Annotated in this window: 13 protein-coding genes; 6 read left to right on the forward strand and 7 right to left on the reverse strand. The window is 43.4% G+C overall.

Annotated features, from left to right (window positions below; all coding sequences use genetic code 11):
- Positions 1–27 precede the first annotated feature (27 nt).
- Positions 28–405: a hypothetical protein gene (locus RB622_RS06175; protein WP_308045665.1), complete on the reverse strand. Its 378-nt coding sequence runs from the start codon at positions 403–405 to the stop codon at positions 28–30.
- 85 nt (positions 406–490) lie between these two features.
- Positions 491–4,234 carry a ThuA domain-containing protein gene (locus tag RB622_RS06180; protein WP_308045666.1) on the reverse strand — a complete coding sequence of 1,248 codons (3,744 nt, stop codon included), beginning with the start codon at positions 4,232–4,234 and terminating at the stop codon, positions 491–493.
- A gap of 278 nt (positions 4,235–4,512) precedes the next feature.
- On the opposite strand from RB622_RS06180, the gene RB622_RS06185 reads away from it, so the two are divergent.
- Positions 4,513–5,271 carry an NrtR DNA-binding winged helix domain-containing protein gene (locus RB622_RS06185; protein WP_308045667.1) on the forward strand — a complete coding sequence of 253 codons (759 nt, stop codon included), beginning with the start codon at positions 4,513–4,515 and terminating at the stop codon, positions 5,269–5,271.
- Positions 5,272–5,286: 15 nt separating this feature from the next.
- Here the strand turns inward: RB622_RS06185 and RB622_RS06190 are convergent, their stop codons facing one another.
- Both RB622_RS06190 and RB622_RS06195 read right to left on the reverse strand, forming a co-directional pair.
- Positions 5,287–7,005 (reverse strand): S41 family peptidase, encoded by a 1,719-nt coding sequence (locus RB622_RS06190; RefSeq protein ID WP_308045669.1) that lies wholly within the window; start codon positions 7,003–7,005, stop codon positions 5,287–5,289.
- 191 nt (positions 7,006–7,196) lie between these two features.
- Positions 7,197–8,204 carry an endonuclease gene (locus RB622_RS06195; protein ID WP_308045670.1) on the reverse strand — a complete coding sequence of 336 codons (1,008 nt, stop codon included), beginning with the start codon at positions 8,202–8,204 and terminating at the stop codon, positions 7,197–7,199.
- Between the two features lie 462 nt (positions 8,205–8,666).
- On the opposite strand from RB622_RS06195, the gene RB622_RS06200 reads away from it, so the two are divergent.
- Entirely contained in the window at positions 8,667–8,993 is a 327-nt protein-coding gene (locus tag RB622_RS06200) for a metalloregulator ArsR/SmtB family transcription factor (protein WP_308045672.1), read from the forward strand.
- Entirely contained in the window at positions 8,983–9,477 is a 495-nt protein-coding gene (locus tag RB622_RS06205) for an SRPBCC domain-containing protein (protein ID WP_308045673.1), read from the forward strand. The genes RB622_RS06200 and RB622_RS06205 overlap by 11 nt, the downstream gene beginning before the upstream one ends.
- Positions 9,478–9,696: 219 nt before the next feature.
- Here the strand turns inward: RB622_RS06205 and RB622_RS06210 are convergent, their stop codons facing one another.
- A complete protein-coding gene (locus RB622_RS06210; protein WP_308045674.1) occupies positions 9,697–9,912 on the reverse strand; it encodes a hypothetical protein in 216 nt (71 codons plus the stop codon).
- A gap of 252 nt (positions 9,913–10,164) precedes the next feature.
- On the opposite strand from RB622_RS06210, the gene RB622_RS06215 reads away from it, so the two are divergent.
- The 3 genes from RB622_RS06215 (at position 10,165) to RB622_RS06225 (ending at position 11,841) form a co-directional block, all read left to right on the forward strand.
- Positions 10,165–10,854, forward strand: coding sequence for a DUF4386 domain-containing protein (locus tag RB622_RS06215; RefSeq protein ID WP_308045675.1), 690 nt, complete (start codon positions 10,165–10,167; stop codon positions 10,852–10,854).
- A 38-nt stretch (positions 10,855–10,892) separates the two neighbouring features.
- A complete protein-coding gene (locus tag RB622_RS06220) occupies positions 10,893–11,381 on the forward strand; it encodes a DUF6326 family protein (RefSeq protein ID WP_308045676.1) in 489 nt (162 codons plus the stop codon).
- 175 nt (positions 11,382–11,556) lie between these two features.
- Entirely contained in the window at positions 11,557–11,841 is a 285-nt protein-coding gene (locus RB622_RS06225; RefSeq protein WP_308045677.1) for a hypothetical protein, read from the forward strand.
- A 99-nt stretch (positions 11,842–11,940) separates the two neighbouring features.
- Here the strand turns inward: RB622_RS06225 and gdhA are convergent, their stop codons facing one another.
- Entirely contained in the window at positions 11,941–13,278 is a 1,338-nt protein-coding gene (gene gdhA / locus RB622_RS06230; RefSeq protein ID WP_308045678.1) for an NADP-specific glutamate dehydrogenase, read from the reverse strand.
- A 293-nt stretch (positions 13,279–13,571) separates the two neighbouring features.
- Positions 13,572–13,928, reverse strand: coding sequence for a hypothetical protein (locus tag RB622_RS06235; protein ID WP_308045679.1), 357 nt, complete (start codon positions 13,926–13,928; stop codon positions 13,572–13,574).
- Positions 13,929–13,953: the final 25 nt, after the last annotated feature.

Genomic DNA, 13,953 nt, shown 5'->3' on the forward strand with positions numbered 1-13,953 from the left:
GCAAGTAGAATCGAAAAACGACCCCGTTTATTCCTTTACTCTTGTTCCCAAGGCATCCAGCATATCCATTAATTTACCATTGGCGTGATCTGGATCCTGCTTTTTCAAAACCAGTGAAAGATCATATCCGGCCATCGAATAAGCAGCGGTCAATTCTTCACCTTTGATCTCGACACTTGTCATTTTTTGTTCTTCGCCTGTTTCCAGATTGGTATAAAAGCCGTTCAATTTCCCTTCCTTATGTTCAAACCGTAAAGGCATGGTCACATCTCCATTGGGCGTGTCCTTCACAAGGACATTCCATTTACCATGAAAATACTCCGGCACCGAAGCCGTCTGAGCCTGAGCAAAACTCGCTATAAACAAGAAAACTGCGATTGCAAAAAGTGATTTTAGCTTATTCATTTTAGATAAATTGTTAGAGATTAATGAACTATGAAACTGTTTAGAATTAATGAACCAAACTTTTCCGGTTTACCCAGACCGGAAATTACTCCCTTTTCCCCTCGAAGGTCATCCCCATTGCATCCATTTTCAAGCCGCCCACATTACCGTTATCGCCTCGGATAAAAGTAATTAACGCCTTTCCGTCCGCATCGTATTTGTCTGCCGTTTCCGTAGGTTTCAACTCCCCTGTCTGCCCGGATGCTTCCATCGTAAGTTTGCCATCAGCATTTTTAATTTCAACAAAGTCGAACGGGAGACCCGTTACTTTATACTTGCCAATATAATCAGTAATCGCAGAAGCCGGTTTTTCGGTAATCACCGAAGCCTGCTCGGTTTCATTTTCAACCAGTTTGAATTCGCAGCCTGTCACAATAAACAGCGAGCGTCCATCCGCCTTCGGATTTCGGTAAACCAGATACAAATCATGAGAACCAGTCGTAGATGTCATTTTGATCGGTGTAGGTTTGCCCGCCATCGAATTCGAAGGTTCGATCATCGCCGACTCACCGATCAGCTTACCGGTTGGCGTGTCAATCCTCACTTCAACCTTTCCACCAGCCGAATTAAGCTGCGCTATCGGGGCCATTGCTGTCACGTTTAACGCCTCAACATAGGAAAGATCGATATTTTTCAACAGCATATAGGAACCATCCTTCGAAGGTATTGCAAAGGCATTCCCGCCAAAAGTCATTTTACTGACATCTTCGTATTTATCAAAATCATGCGGTCCCAGTTTTGCATTTCTAAGCGTAAGCGTTTGCTCTGCACCGATCGATGGCAAGCTATTTGCCCCCTGGTCCTGATAAGCCGCCCTTAAAATATAAACGCCCTGTCCTTTATCTTTCGCAGGTAATTTCGCCGTAAAAGCTCCCTGAACGGGTAAGGATTTTTCAGCAGGTTTTGATTTGGAAATATTCAGAATATACTTCACCATTTCAGAAGCATCCGCGGCCGAAAGCTGTGGATGGCCAGCCATCGCTGTTTCACCCCACACGCCGCTGCCACCGGTTATTACCTTCTTTGTCAGTTTTTCCAAAGCGGCATTATCGTTCTGATATTTCAAACTAACCTCCCTATACGCAGGCCCGATCGATTTCTTTTCCACACTATGGCACGCTTTGCAATCACTGGCTGCGATTAGGTTTTTACCTTTTGCAAAAGCAGACAATTCATCCGCCGAACGATGGCCCTGCGCGATCGCAACCTTGTCGAAACCTTCCGGCAGATAGTCAATTTTCACAGATACCTGATCAGAAGAAATCCTGCCGTCTGCCAGACTTCCATCTTCTTTATCTTTCACCTTTACCTCGTAGCCAACGGTTTTATCTGCTACGAAAAAGGTTTTGTTGCTTTTAGGCATTTCAAAGCTCAGCACCGGAGGCTCGTTTCCTGCCGTGATTTCAATGGCTTGCGAATTTATGCCTCCTTTACCGTCATTGACAGTCAGAACAGCCTTATAAATACCCGGTTTGGTTAAAGTCAGCGCAGCATCCTGTTGATTAACCAGCTTTGTAAATCCATTTTTGGAAGTGATTTTCCATGCATACTTCAGATCATCACCGTCCGCATCGCTGGTGCCTTTGGCGGTCAGTTTCAGATTAAACGGTAAAGCGCCGCCCATCTGATTGGCTCCCAGCTGAATTTGCGGCTTTCTGTTGCCTGCATTGTATTCAATACGTATCAAACGCGCGTCGTCATTGGCTGAAAACCATCCTGAACCATATTCAAGCATGTACAAATCTCCGTTTTCAGCAAATTCCATATCCATTGGATTGCTGAACTTATAACTTGGCATAAAACGCTCCATAGACTTGTAATTACCATCCTTATCCATGGTAACCGCCATAACCCAGCCTCTCATCCATTCGTAGGCCAGTAGTTTGCCATCATAATATTTAGAAAAAGCGTTGGGTGCATTTTTAAAATCGTCACGGTAATAAACCGGTCCGGCCATGGCGTTACGTCCCCCACTTCCAACGAGCGGAAACTCTTTCGAAACGGCATAAGGATACCAGATAAAAGCCTTTTGCGCAGGTGGTAATGTTTTCAAACCCGTATTGTTCGGCGATGTATTGATCGGTGCAGCCACCTCCCATTTTTCCAGCGATTTTTTATTCGCGAAATCGTAGCGGTTATAAGCCTTGTTGTCCCCTACAAAATGCGGCCAGCCAAAATTTCCGGCACGTTTGGCCTGACCCACTTCGTCATGACCCGCCGGACCACGGTCATCGGCTGGTTTGGAACCATCCGGACCGACTTCACCCCAGTACAAATAACCCGTTTTCTGGTCAACTGAAATCCTGAAAGGGTTCCGATGTCCCATTGTGTAAATTTCCGGGCGCGTATCAGCCATTCCTTTTGGGAAAAGATTGCCTTCAGGAATCGTATAGCCACCGTCGGCTGTCGGTTTTATCCGGATGATTTTTCCGCGTAAGTCGTTGGTATTCGCAGATGATTTTTGCGCATCCCAGGCACTTCTCCCTTCTCTTTCATCACTTGGGCTAAACCCGTCGGATCCATGCGGATTGGTGTTATCTCCCGTTGAAAGATACAGGTTACCCGTTTTATCCCATGCGATCGAACCACCTGTATGGCAGCATTCTTCTCGCTGCGTAGGAATTTCCAGCATCACTTTTTTTGAATCCATGATGAGTTCATCACCTCTTAGCTCAAAACGCGCCAAAACATTTTTGGAAACATCAGGCACTGAATAATAAAGATAGATCCAATGGTTCTGAGCGAAATTAGGGTCTTTATTCAAACCCAGCAGCCCATCTTCCGCTACCGATTCCTTACCTTCTTTGCTTACATATTTAAGGCTTACCGGAATTTTAGCGATGGTTTTAAGCTGTTTGGTTTTGGTATTGTAAATTCTTACATCACCTTTACGCTGGATAAAAAGCACACGTCCGTCGTTCAATAAAGTCAATTCCATTGGCTCATCCAGCTTTTCTTCCAGAATCACCTTGGTGAAACGGTTTTCTTCCGGACGCGACTTGGTGTAATCAAGCGGCTTTGCAGCCGGCCCACCGGCAACATAGTTAATCCCGGCCCATAAATGGTTCAAAAACAAAGGCTCCGAAAAAGTCTCATCGGTATGTCCCATGGCCGTGTAAAAAGAACGCCCTCCGTCAAATTCTTGATACCAGCTCATCGGGTGAAAATCCGGGTTTTTACCCCCCTGATACGATTTTTCATCGATAGTTAAAACGACGTTGATTTTTGGTGAAATATCCCGGAAGCTATAAAACTCATCCATCCGCTCAAATTCATCCGGCATTCCCTGCGTTGCCCAATGTCCCTTTTCCTTCACGGAATATTTCCCTTTCTGCACATTGCTTGGTGTGGAAGGATGATCCAGAAAATAGGCTCCTGCCAGCTGACCATACCAGGGCCATTCATACTCGCAATCCGTAGCAGAATGTATACCCAGATAACCGCCTCCGGCCTGGATATACCGTTCAAATGACGCTTGCTGTCCGTCGTTCAGGACATCGCCGGTTGTATTCAGGAAAATAACCGCATTGTATTTCCGCAATTCCTTTTCGTTAAAAAGCTTCGAGTCTTCTGTGAAATTGACAGCAAAACCTTTTTCCTTAGCCATTTTCGCAATAGCAGTTTTTCCGGCACCAATGGAGTTATGGCGGAATGCCTCCGTTTTACTGAAAATCAGCACATTGATTTTGGTCGTCTGGGCAAACGATTCTGTGACCAGGAACAGAACCGATAAAAAAAACAAAATACGCTTAAACCGCGACGGTTTCGAAGGTGTAAGGGTTATTAGCATAAGTATATCATATGAGTTAAATGTTGATTAAAACAAACTTGCAAGTGAATATGAACCGATAAAAAGAATGAAATTTTAATAGGAAATAATTGACTTATGCGACGAGAAAAACCAAAGGTACATATTCTCTTTTTACATTTTTCATCCGGACAAAAATTATTTACTCAAAATGAGTATATAATTTTACTCACTTTGAGTAAATAACTTCCTATGGATTAAAAAGCCTGTTTTTGTAAAGAAGTTTTTAGTAGTTTGCGTCCGATTTATCAGTGTTAACTATGGACCTCAATCAAAAATTCAAAGATTTCGTCAGCAGCCAGGATCTCTATGTCCCACAACTTTCGGTTGACTGTGTCATCTTTGGTTTTCATCAAAATCAATTAAAAGTACTGCTGGTCAAGACGGCCGGCGTCGACATCTGGGCTTTACCGGGAGGATTCGTCGAGCAAAATGAAGGCATTGACGAGGCTGCGCTTCATATCTTAAAAGAGCGCACGGGACTGACGGATATTTATCTTGAACAATTCCGCACTTTTGGTCACGTCGACCGCGGAAATCCCGAATTCATGAAGGATTATCTGAACAATATAGGCATCGAAATGCCGGATAACCACTGGATTTTCAGGAGGTTTATCTCCATTGGCTATTACGCGCTGGTGAACTTTTCATTGATCACACCGACACCCGGCGAAATGACGGAGGCATCGGAATGGTTTGATATCAAGCAGCTCCCCCAGCTGGCTTTTGATCATAATGATATCATAGAAAAGGCACTGGACACTTTAAAGCTCATGCTCGACACCCGGTTGAACACCATGGACCGATGGGCCGCATCGCTTCTGCCGGAAACATTTACGATGATAGACTTGCAGAATCTTTTCGAAACCATTTTAGAGACAACCTTTCACCGTAACAATTTCCATCGTAAAATGGTAAGCCTCGAACTGTTGGAAAAACTGGAAAAGAAATTTACAGGCGCCTCCAACAGAGCACCTTATTTGTACCGGTTTAAGTCCCGGATAGCCGATTTAACCTGACAAAACCCTGATTTATCATTTTTTCAACAACACCAAAGCGGCATCAAGCACCGTATCCTTACCTGCCTGAAAATCTGAAATCGTTGGTTTTACAAATACATGGGGCTGAATTCCTTTTGCGTTCCATTCAGTTCCGTCCGGATACATGTCACGCTTTGTACAGACACGCGCCATTACACCACCGGGGAGCGAGAACATCAGAGGCTGCCCTGTGCTGCCGCCCGTTGGCTCACCAACAAGTGTACCCCGTTTCATCGCATCAAATACGACTGAGAAGTCTTCTGCGGCAGAAAACGTGCGCCCGCTCGTGAGCACCACAACGGGTTTGGTATACAGTTTTTTTCCGTTCGCTGCCCAGCCTCCATTTCCACCTCCAACCTGTTCAAACTCTACCTGCCCTCCCCTGGCTCTCCGTAAAGGGCTGTAAATCCGGGATGTCTGATATCCGGTTTCCATGGGTTTGTCCGTAAGATGCCCAAGCACATCCCAGCCATAACCACTGTCACCTCCCCCATTCATACGCACGTCAATAATCAATGCATTCGTCGTGGCGATTGAGTCAAATGCGGCTTTAAATCCGTTAAGCGACTTATTACTTTCAAAATCTCTAAGTTCAACATAAGCAATATTTCCCGGAAGAATCCGGAAACCAAACGAAGACCGCGCCCGAACATTACTATACCCCGAGCGCGGCAGAATACGGGTAAAATTCTTGCCTTTGGTATCCCGGAACATGATCGCAACGGGCTTGGTTTTCGGGCCATTCAGCAGGCGATAGGTATAGGTATTAACGTCGACATTCTGTACCGTTGAACCGCTTTGGTAAGGCCTCACATATTGATCCGCATATTCCTTCACCGCAATACCATCCACACTGATTATCTCAAGCATCGGCTTTATTCCCGTCTTTTCAAGACTATCCTGCGATACTTCCTGGACAAAAACCCTGTTCTCAATTAACACGGTACGGATTGGCGGCCGGTGGGCCGTTAAGTCTGTCAAGCCCGGATCGCTTCCCCAGACGTCCGTATGTCCGTCCTGCAATTTCGCGCAAAATAATTTCAAAACATTCAGATACTCCACTGTTGATTTCGTCGAACGTATTTTGGGGATATACTCCAGATACAGCTTATCCCAGTCCACCTGCGGTATATGATCAAAGTAAGCAAAGTTATATTTGGCCTCAGACCAGAGTTTCGACAGACCCGCAATTTTCTCATCTTCACTGATATCGGGTTTATACGGTGTTTTAAGGGCGCCGCTTTCAAAGGTCCTGCCGGCAACCTCAATTTTTGTAAGCAGAGATGCGATAACGGGATCTTTTTTCACTTCCGTAAAAAGTGCATCGTCCCTTAAAGCACCAGCATAGGCATTCCCAAATTTTCCTTTTAGGGGATATTCCAAAAGTCTTGCGGCGGAATCGGTTTTCCCCAATTTTAGCTCAACAACAGCGAGATCGAAGGAAATATCAGATTTGCGGTAAAAAAGTGGGTCGTTTTTCTTAGCCAGCTCCATTACCTCCGGGCGATGATAATAAACCAGTGCATCCTGCAATATTTTTTCAGCCTTTTTCAGACTGTCCAGGGGTGGCTGCTTCGCCCCTCTCTGCGGCGCGCGGGCCAATTCACGCTGAGCCTGCAAATAATCGTATGCCTTACTGCCCGTTAATGCTTCCTGCCCATAGGAAAAGTCGGCGCACAACAAAATACCCGTCAAAACGATAATACTTTTCATGGCTGATGTAACAGAAAATAGTTGATACAAGGTATAAAAGTGTTTTCAATCAAAGATTTACACCACAATATCTAATATTATTCCATTAAATAATCAGATGTTTATAAAATTATCAATCAGGGACGTTTTTTTGATAAATGCAGCCTGGCGTTTCGTGGCCAGGTCCGGGAAGAATATTCCCTGGAAGTGACTCAGAATGGTTCGTGGCTAATTTGCCTAACCAACCTCTGTCCAACACCGCGAACACGCCACAAAAACCGCGCACTCACAGGATGATGATCTGACAACGGCAGTCCTTCTTGATTGCAAAAAAGACGATTTTCCAATTGATAATCGGCGGTTTTCAGTGACAGTTCATCACTGCTGCGGTAGAGAATTTTATCAATGGTTTCACAGGTGTCCGTCACAGCCAGTATATCATCAGAGGGGAATTCTGTGGAAAGAACCGGATACAAATCATTTTTTTTCTGAGACATCCAGACATCTTTGAGTCTGTTTTCAGAATTCAGCAATCGAATATTGTCATAGTAAAATCCATAATGCGCATTCAAATCGCCCATGACAATCACCGCGTTCCGACCCGAGTGTTCGCTGATATAATCCGACAATTGTTTAATGTTTTTTCGCCGGGCGGCAGCCGCAGCTAAATGATTATAAGCGTTTGCATGAACATTGTAAAAATCGATAAACACGTTTTCGGAAACCTCTATCCTGCTAAAAGAAAATCCTTTCGGTGTCAGACAATCTGCGCCGGTGCAGTTGTTCCACGCAATCCGCCGTATCTGGTGAACAGGAAATTTTGAAAGGGTATTCAGTCCATCTCCAAACGGAACCTTACCTTTCGAATGAGTTCGATAAGCATGCGTATTTCCCTTCCCGTACAAATATTTATTGTAATTAAAATCTTCCTGAACATGCGCGATGTCATACCGGTTTAGTAACCGACCAATCTCCGCAATGCTTGATGATCTTTCAGTCACGGCACTGGAAATAAAGCCGGGCAAGCCAGCCACGTTGTAGGTGATCACGGTAAGTTCACCGGCCGAGACAGTTGTTAAACGTGAAGATTTTAAAAGTGTTATCGGATCGTCAACCCCGGAGCCGATTATAGATTCGGTACTTGTCCATAAAAAAATCAAAATAAACAAAGCCAATGCCAGGCATTTTTGATATCTGTTTTTCATCAGCAGGAAAGCCATCAGTCTCGTCTTAAGTGATGCCCGAAATTACCATCACAATATGAACACAGATATCCTTGTGTGTTAATGAATTATTAAATATTACCTGGCAAAGGCGCTGTTCAAAAAATACTGTTCAATCTCATAACAAATCATTCCAGGCTCTGCCTGTCACAAAAATACGTCCGAGACTTACCGCCTCCCGGAGCAAAACTTATTCCACAAATTATTTCAGGCTTGGTTTAACGTTCCGCTTCGGTAAGCCGGAAAAATCTTCGTATAACAATAAGTCGACCGCGGAAAGTGAAAACAGCAAAGCCGGAACGAATTGAAATACCGGAAATAATGACCGGAAGATTCTTCTAAGGAGCCAAAAACACTTCCACTTTTTATTTCTTCAAAAAAACTTCACTAAAAAATTGCGCAATCAAATAGTTGCACATATATTTGCAACCAATTAGTTGCAAAAGTGATATTAACCCCATGAAGCGAGATATTTTTCAGGCGATCGCCGATCCGACAAGAAGAGCAATTTTAGTTTTGATTGCTACCCAGGCAATGACACCCAACGCCCTGGCAGACCATTTTGACACGACCCGGCAAGCGGTTTCAAAACATATTAAAGTACTGACCGAATGTCAGCTGCTGACCCAGAATAAAGTAGGAAGAGAAATCCACTATCATTTTAATCCGGCCAAAATGAAAGAAATTGACCATTGGATGGAACAATTCAAAAAACATTGGGAGGATCGTTTCAATCAGCTTGATCAGATATTAATCAACCTAAATTCAAACAAAGATGAAAAGTAGCCTTTTAATGAATTTTTCTTTGGATAAAGAAAATAAAAAGATCAAAGTAGAAAGGGAGTTTGCCGCACCGGTTGCATCGGTATGGGCGGCATGGACTGAAAGTAAGATTTTGGATCAATGGTGGGCCCCGAAACCCTGGCAGGCCAAAACAAAAAAGATGAATTTTGCCGAAGGCGGGTATTGGCTGTATGCCATGGTTGGGCCGGACGGAACGGAGCATTATGCCCGGGCGGACTACAAATCAATAAACTCGTTAAAAAGTTTCTCTGCGCAGGATGCATTTTGTGATCCTGATGGCAATCTCAATCTGACGTTCCCGAGATCCACCTGGACCAACAACTTTTCAACATCGTCTGATACAACGCTGGTTTCTATTGAAATTCAATATGACAAACTCGAAGACCTGGAAACCATTATCGAAATGGGCTTCAAAGAAGGTTTTACGGCTGCCTTGGAAAATCTCGACGAATTGTTTCAATCCTAAATTTACTTTTAAAAGTATACATGAGAAATCCCGCAACTTTCTGATTCCGGGATTTCTCATTTTCTATGAACAGCTCACTATATAAATGCTGGCATGTCATCCAACGCCGGAGTAACCACACATACTATACGCTATAACAATATTAAAAATTGTCTTTTGTTAATCAAAATTCGGTTTTTCGTAAAATCACAGCACTATTTTCACGATTTTACTTTCGACCTACATTTTAAGAATATCCCGTACCTCCTGCGCCGAATAATAAGGCGCAAGCTCCGATTCATCAATGATTTCATCAAGCTGGTCATTGTTTGGTGCAACACCAGTCCAATTGTAATTTTTGATTTCTATCAAACCCGCCTGCACCATGCCATCAAGCACAGTCATGACTTTCTCAGTATCGATTTCGGACAAAATATTAATCTGAAAAGTTTTCATGATAAAAGGATTTATAATTTCATAAATATCTAAAAACAAGCGCTTCTCAACAATATTTAATGCAATTATTTCTTTAACTATTAACATAAAAAATCACAGAACCATTTCCTGTGCTAAAAGATAAAATCAAAGATCCCGGGCCATTCTCCGATTACCCGCAACATTCATCCTCAAAAACAGCCAGTTATATAATTTGCACCTTACGATAATAGCTATTATCCTAATTTAGAAAGGTCAAGTAAAAAGCGACGGATGAATTCAAATAAAAACACCGCAAGAATAGCAGGCTTGCTGTACCTGGTTGTCGTGATGACCGGTATTTTTAACCTTGCCTATGTCCCAGGCCAGCTCATCGTCTGGGAAGATGCCGCCGCCACCTTTAACAATATCAGCAGCTCCGAAACACTGTTCCGGCTCGGTATCCTCAGTGCTGTCATTTGCTACGTTTTCTTCCTTTTTTTACCGCTGGCGTTATACAAATTACTCAGCCCCGTTAACAAAAATCACGCATTGGCCATGGTGATACTTGCCGTTGTGAGTGTCCCCATTTCACTTGTCAATCTGCTCAATAAATATGAAATACTGAACCTGATAAGCAGAGCTGACTATCTCAAAATATTTGGAACGGAACAGCTGCAAACTCAGGTTTTGCTGCACCTTCATGCTTACAACAACGGCAATCAGATCGCATCCATATTCTGGGGTTTATGGCTTTTTCCTTTTGGTTATCTGGTTTTCAAATCAGGATTTTTACCTAAAATTTTAGGCATTTTATTAATGACCGGCTGCTTTGGCTACCTGATCAAATTTGTGGGGCATTTTCTTTTACCAGGTTATGACGAGATGTCCATTTCCGGTTTTGTCACTTTGCCGGCAAGCATTGGCGAAATAGGTACATGTCTCTGGCTACTGATTATGGGCGCGAAGGATAGCCGCTCATAACATACTTTAAACTTTGATTCACAATTTCAGCAACTACGATGATGGTTTCAGATATTGCAACAAAGAATATGCCGGAAGATTTTCAGGTTAACATCAAAATCAAGCTATCAGCATTGTGGGTTGCCGTGATGTTCTGTTATGTATACGGCGATTACTTTATTTTGTTTGTCCCCGGCCACGTCAAAAATCTGATGGACGGCAACTCGGGAGTAGGCACGACCACACCACTGTCACTTTTGGGATTTTCTGTCATGATGACGCTCCCGATCGTTATGATTTTTCTTTCCCTTATGCTAAAAGCAAAAGTAAACCGGTGGGCGAATATTTTCGTTGGCATTTTCTTCACTCTTATTATGGCGCTGATCGTGGTCACCTCGAAAAGCCAATGGATGCTCTTTTACATTTATTTAGGTTTGGTTGAAATGATCCTCACTGGCACGATCGCCTGGCTGGCATGGAAATGGCCTAAGCAAACACTTCAAAATCAGTCATCAGATCTGAAAGTTCATCAAGTAAAAGCAGCGTAAGACGTACGCCTGACAGGTGTTTTTGTCGAGGGGTTTTTCAAGTCTTAAATTCCTGGTAATGTATGTTTATCTTTACTGGATTTCTATAAAATACAAGTATGGCAACAGGCTTAAAAAACCTGAACCTGATTACTCGGAAAACTTGTGTTATTCTTAAAGTTAAACAAACTCAACCATGGCTCAATCTCAACTGACCGGACTGCAAAAACGAGCTGAGAAATACATCAACAAAGTGATACCGTATCAGAAAGCACCGGACGAAACAATACGTGGCAATTTTATAGGTTTTGATAAAGACTTTGTTGATCGGGCGGTGATACAGATTTCAAATGCAGCAGACCGGATTACCATACCGCTAATGTATGTCGTAAATTATTTCGAAGAGAAGGATGAAGCAAGGAACGAGGTAATTAAAAATCTTACGCAGGAAAAAAGACCGGGTTATAAGCCAAATAAATAATTTCCTGACCTAAAAATCATTTCAGACAAATGAGAGGACACGATAACCGTACCTTCCATTTGTCTGAAAATGATCGTCAGTTGTTATGATGACGGTTGATTATACCAGCCCCTGAGCCAGCATGGCATCGGCAACACGAACAAAACCGCCGATGTTAGCTCCCTGCACATAACTAAGACGACCGTCTGGTCTGCGACCATACTGGGTACAAGTCGCATGAATGCTGTGCATGATATCCTGTAATCTGCTGTCAACTTTCTCACGACTCCATGAAAGTCTTAACGAATTTTGAGACATTTCAAGACCAGAAACCGCTACGCCACCTGCGTTAGCCGCTTTTCCTGGCGCATAAAGGATGTCGTTATTTTCGAATATTTCGATAGCCTCCGGCGTACATGGCATGTTGGCACCTTCCGCTACGCATATGCACCCGTTTTGAATTAAAAGACGGGCATCTTCTGCTGTCAGCTCATTTTGTGTAGCGTTAGGCAAAGCAATATCACATGGCACCTCCCAAGGCGTTTTTCCTTCTACGAACGTACAGCCAAATTTATCTGCGTACGATTTGATGCGCCCGCGTGTTTCATTTTTAAGGTGCATAATGTAGGCAAACTTTTCAGCATCGATCCCCTTTTCGTCATAAATATACCCGGATGAATCTGAAAGCGTAACTACTTTCGCGCCCAGCTCAATACATTTTTCCAGCGTGTATTGCGCCACATTACCAGAACCCGAAATGACTACAGTCTTATTCTTGATACTATCTTTGCGCAGGTTAAGCATTTGCTCTACAAAGTACACAACCCCATAGCCCGTTGCCTCCGGCCGGATCAGACTACCTCCGTAGCTTGGTCCTTTTCCCGTCAACACACCTGTAAATTCATTTTTCAGCCTCTTATATTGTCCGAATAAAAAACCAATTTCTCTGGCGCCCACGCCTATATCCCCTGCCGGAATATCATTGTCGGAGCTGATGTGGCGAAACAGTTCAGTCATAAAACTCTGACAGAAAAACATTACTTCCCTGTCTGATTTCCCTTTTGGATCAAAATCGGCTCCACCCTTCCCGCCGCCCATAGGCAGCTGCGTAAGGCTATTCTTAAAGGTTTGCTCAAAGGCAAGAAATTTCAAAGTACTCAGATTAACAGAGGGATGGAATCTCAAACCTCCTTTATACGGCCCGATGGCACTATTCATCTGAACCCGGTAACCCCGGTTCACTTCCACCTCGCCTCGGTCATTCATCCAGGGAACGCGGAATATGATCACACGTTCCGGTTCAACAATTCTGTCAAATATTTTTGCCTTCTGATAAACGGGTTTATCTTCAATAAATGGTATAATGGTATCGGCTACTTCGAGAACGGCCTGATGAAATTCGGTTTCTCCCGGGTTACGGCTTATGACCCGGGACATAAAGGATTGTACTGAATTCACTATTTTAACGATTAGTAATTGGAAAAAAAATCAAAAATGGAGTGGATATTTAGTCGCTATGACTAGAAAAACGTAAAAAACATGATCAATGTTATAAACCAGATTATCAGGCTGATAAGCACAGACCTTGATACTATCACAGAGTTGATCAATCTCTTCATATTGTTGAAAGTTTTCTGGGAATCGAAAAGTGCTCCTGGCACAATTTGAAATTTGGGGCAAATCAAGACAAAACTACTGATGGTTCGCCAGGAAGCTAATACTTCCTGGCTGCTGGTAAAATGACGCCAATTTTAACGGGTATTTTGCTGAATTTCATGCCAAAATTGCTGCATAAAAATTCTTTCCTGGCGGGAAGGTCCTTCATGAGCCCTGGCCGTTCGTTTCAGAATGTTAACAAACCGTTGCCTTGTCTTTTCACACAAATGAATCCGCTGTACCTTAGGCTCGGACGCACTGATACCCTTTGGACTGCCTCCTAGTATGGCCATGTTCTCCTGAATAAAACGCACCCACAAGATCAAATCACTTTGCAGGTTAGCCACGAAGTTCTTTTTAGAGGTTTTCGTATCCTGTTCTCCTAAAATCCCGCTAAGTTGAGCCAGCTCGTCGGCAATTGTTCCCTTGCCTTTTAAGGGGTGTGAAAGCATAGTGTAAAATTTTAGGTGGTTCTTA

This window comes from Dyadobacter sp. LHD-138, assembly GCF_030929615.1.
Taxonomy (GTDB): domain Bacteria; phylum Bacteroidota; class Bacteroidia; order Cytophagales; family Spirosomataceae; genus Dyadobacter.